The organism is Brevibacterium sp. AGC70, from assembly GCF_057334195.1.
Genome location: NZ_JBHFIH010000015.1, coordinates 36,821 through 40,051, shown reverse-complemented (window position 1 = coordinate 40,051; position 3,231 = coordinate 36,821). Strand labels below are relative to the sequence as shown.

General features: G+C 62.2%; 3 protein-coding genes. All 3 read right to left on the bottom strand.

The genetic code is table 11. The features are described 5' to 3' along the window. Window positions 1–167: 167 nt before the first annotated feature. The 3 genes from pstB to pstC all read right to left on the bottom strand — a co-directional run bounded on the left by pstB (window position 168) and on the right by pstC (window position 3,044). On the bottom strand, window positions 168–947 hold the full coding sequence (gene pstB, locus ACE03M_RS13130) for a phosphate ABC transporter ATP-binding protein PstB (protein ID WP_143920666.1): 780 nt from the start codon (window positions 945–947) through the stop codon (window positions 168–170). 64 nt (window positions 948–1,011) lie between these two features. After that, a complete protein-coding gene (gene pstA / locus ACE03M_RS13125) occupies window positions 1,012–2,151 on the bottom strand; it encodes a phosphate ABC transporter permease PstA (RefSeq protein ID WP_485934353.1) in 1,140 nt (379 codons plus the stop codon). A 2-nt stretch (window positions 2,152–2,153) separates the two neighbouring features. Continuing rightward, the gene (pstC, locus tag ACE03M_RS13120) at window positions 2,154–3,044 is read right to left on the bottom strand and encodes a phosphate ABC transporter permease subunit PstC (RefSeq protein WP_485934556.1); all 891 of its coding nucleotides are present in this window, start codon (window positions 3,042–3,044) and stop codon (window positions 2,154–2,156) included. Window positions 3,045–3,231 lie beyond the last annotated feature (187 nt).

Genomic DNA, 3,231 nt, shown 5'->3' with positions numbered 1-3,231 from the left:
ACACGAACTTACCAACCGTTGCACATTCTCGCTGAGGACTGCGGCCACCTGCGGCCACCTGCGGCCACCTGCGGCCACACTTTCATTCGCGGCCGCTCATCACCGAGTTGCGGATGCATACGCGGCTGCGGCCAACCTCGGCGAGCCGCAGCCGCAGTCTCCTCAGATCATCCGAAGCGGCCGGAGATGTAGTTCTCGGTCTCTTCCTTCTCTGGGTTGGAGAAGATCGTCGAGGTCTCGTTGAACTCGATGAGCTTACCCGGCTTGCCGGTGCCCGCGATGTTGAAGAACGCGGTCTTGTCGGACACACGCGCGGCCTGCTGCATGTTGTGAGTGACGATGACGACCGTGTACTGGTCCTTGAGGTCGTTGATCAGATCCTCGATGGCCAGTGTGGAGATCGGATCCAGCGCGGAGCACGGTTCGTCCATGAGCAGGACCTCAGGCTCAACGGCGATCGCGCGGGCGATGCACAGGCGCTGCTGCTGACCGCCGGAGAGTCCCGAGCCGGGCAGGCTGAGGCGGTCCTTGACCTCGTTCCAGAGGTTGGCGCCGCGCAGCGCACGCTCGGTGAGGTCATCGGCCTCTGACTTGGTCATGCGGCGGCTGTTGAGACGCACACCTGCCAGCACGTTCTCCTTGATGCTCATCGTGGGGAACGGATTCGCACGCTGGAAGACCATGCCGACCTCACGGCGTACGTTGACCGGGTCGACCCCTGCTCCGTAGATGTCATTGCCGTCCATGAGGACCTGACCTGAGACGCTGGCGCCCGGAATCACTTCGTGCATCCGGTTGAGTGTGCGCAGCACTGTGGACTTACCGCAGCCCGAGGGGCCGATGAGGGCCGTGACCGAGCGGGGCTTGATCTGCATCTGGACACCATCGACGGCGCGGAAATCGCCGTAGAAGATGTCGAGATCCTTGATGTCGATCTGCTTGGACAATGTGTTTCCCTATCTGTGGAATGTCTGGAACAAGTATGACGTGAGTCGGGGTCTCAGCGCTTCATCAACGTCCTGCCTTCGGAGCCAGCACCTTCGCAATGACGCGGGCCAAGAGGTTGAGGAGCATGACCAGGGCGACGAGGACGAGAGCTGCTGCCCAGGCTCGCTCGGAGCTGGCCAGGGCGGCATCGCCGGGAGAGACCGGTCGCAGCTGCGAATCGTAGATGAAGGTCGGCAGTGTCGACATCCAACCGGAGAACAGGTTCCAGTTGAGAGCCTTGGCGAATCCGGCGGTGACCATGATCGGTGCGGTCTCGCCGATGACGCGGGCGATCGCGATGGTGATGCCGGAGAGGATGCCCGACACCGAGGTGGGCAGAACGATTTTGACGATCGTCTTCCACTTCGGAACGCCCAGTGCGTAGGACGCCTCTCGCAGATCCATCGGGACCAGGCGCAGGATCTCCTCCGTGTTGCGCACGACGATCGGAATCATGAGCACCGACAGTGCTACTGCGGCGGTGAAGCCTGTCTTCGCAATGCCTGCCGCGTCCGGCATGATGAACCCTGCGATGGTGGAGAACAGCGCGAAGGCGAAGAGTCCGGCGACGATCGAGGGGATGCCGGTCATCACGTCGACGAGGAAGGTGATGGCCTTGCCCAGCCTGTTCTTCTCGGCATACTCGACAAGGTAGATCGCGGTCAGCACACCGATGGGGATCGAGATGATGCAGGCCATGGCCGTGATCAGCACGGTGCCGACGATCGCGTGGTAGAAGCCACCGGCGATTGTTGCTTCACCGGCGACGTACTGCTGGTCGAGCACTCCCTTCATGCCGAGCATCGTGCGGGAGAGGAGGTCGAAGCTGATAGCGGCTCCGCCCTTGGAGATGGTCATCCAGAGCAGTGATATGAGGGGAACACAGGCGAGGATAAATGAGGATGTCACGACGGTGGTGGCCACCCGGTCGGTGGCCTTGCGGCGGCCCTCGTAGGACGCAGAGATCGCGAACACGGCCACCACGTTGATGAGTCCGGCGAGGACCGCGACGACTGGGATGTTGAACCCGCCGAAGGCGATGAAGCTGATGATGATCGCGACGATGATCGAGACGATTGCAACCACCCATGGTGTGGCCTTGGGCAGCTGCTTCGAGGTCAGGGTGCGGGACGTGGTCGTCGAATTGTTCGTAGTAGTCAACATTCTCAACTGCCCTTCACCGAGGTCTTGGCAACAATTGCACGTGCGCCCATATTCACCAGCAGGGTGATGACGAAGAGGACGAGGCCGACTGTGATCAGCTCGGAAAGTCGCAGTCCGGCGGCTTCGGGGAAGTTCTGCGCGATTTCAGACGCGATGGTCTGGTTGCCGCTGACCACCAGGGAGGCGGTGAGCAGACCGGGGGAGAGGATCATGGCCACGGCCATGGTTTCGCCGAGTGCACGGCCGAGACCGAGCATGGTCGCCGAGGCGATGCCCGATTTTCCGAACGGCAGCACCGACATGCGGATCATCTCCCACCGTGTGGCGCCGAGCGCCAGCGCAGCTTCTTCCTGCAGGCGGGGAGTCTGCAGGAAGATCTCCCGGGTCAGGGAGGTGATGATCGGCAGGATCATGATGGAGAGCACGAGAGAGGCCGTCAGCAGTGTGCGGCCGGTGTTCGACACATCGCCGTTGGCATCGGGGGCGAAGATCGGGATCCACCCGAACCACTTCGACAGCCACAGGTAGAAATCTGTGAGGCTGCCGGCGAGGGCGATTCCCCAGAGGCCGTAGACGACCGAGGGGATCGCAGCGAGCAGGTCGATGACGTAGCCGAGGGTTGGCGCCAGATTCCGTGGTGCCATGTGCGTGGTGAACAGTGCGATGCCCAGTGCGAACGGCGTGGCCACGATCAGGGCGATGGCGGAGGAGATCAGTGTGCCGATGACAAGCGGCCAGACGTAGGAGAAGAATCCGTTGCCGCCGGTGATCGAGCTCGGATCATTGACCTGAGCCTCGATGGTGTCCTTGGACTGCGCCAGAAGGAACAGGGCGACTCCTGCCAGGATGAGCAGGATCAGGATTCCGGCGATGAGCGTCGCTGCCGAAAAGATTCGGTCACCGGGACGAACGACGGCTTTGGGTCTCTGGCCCGTGCTGGACTCGGGATGTGAGTCCGGCTCAGGTGCTCCGACAGGGCCGGACACTGTGGTCTGTGTGCTGGTCGGCACAAGTGCTCCTCATGAAACTTGCGGTGGATCCGGTGGACGGATCCCTAGGCACCGAAGAGGGGGGCAGGAT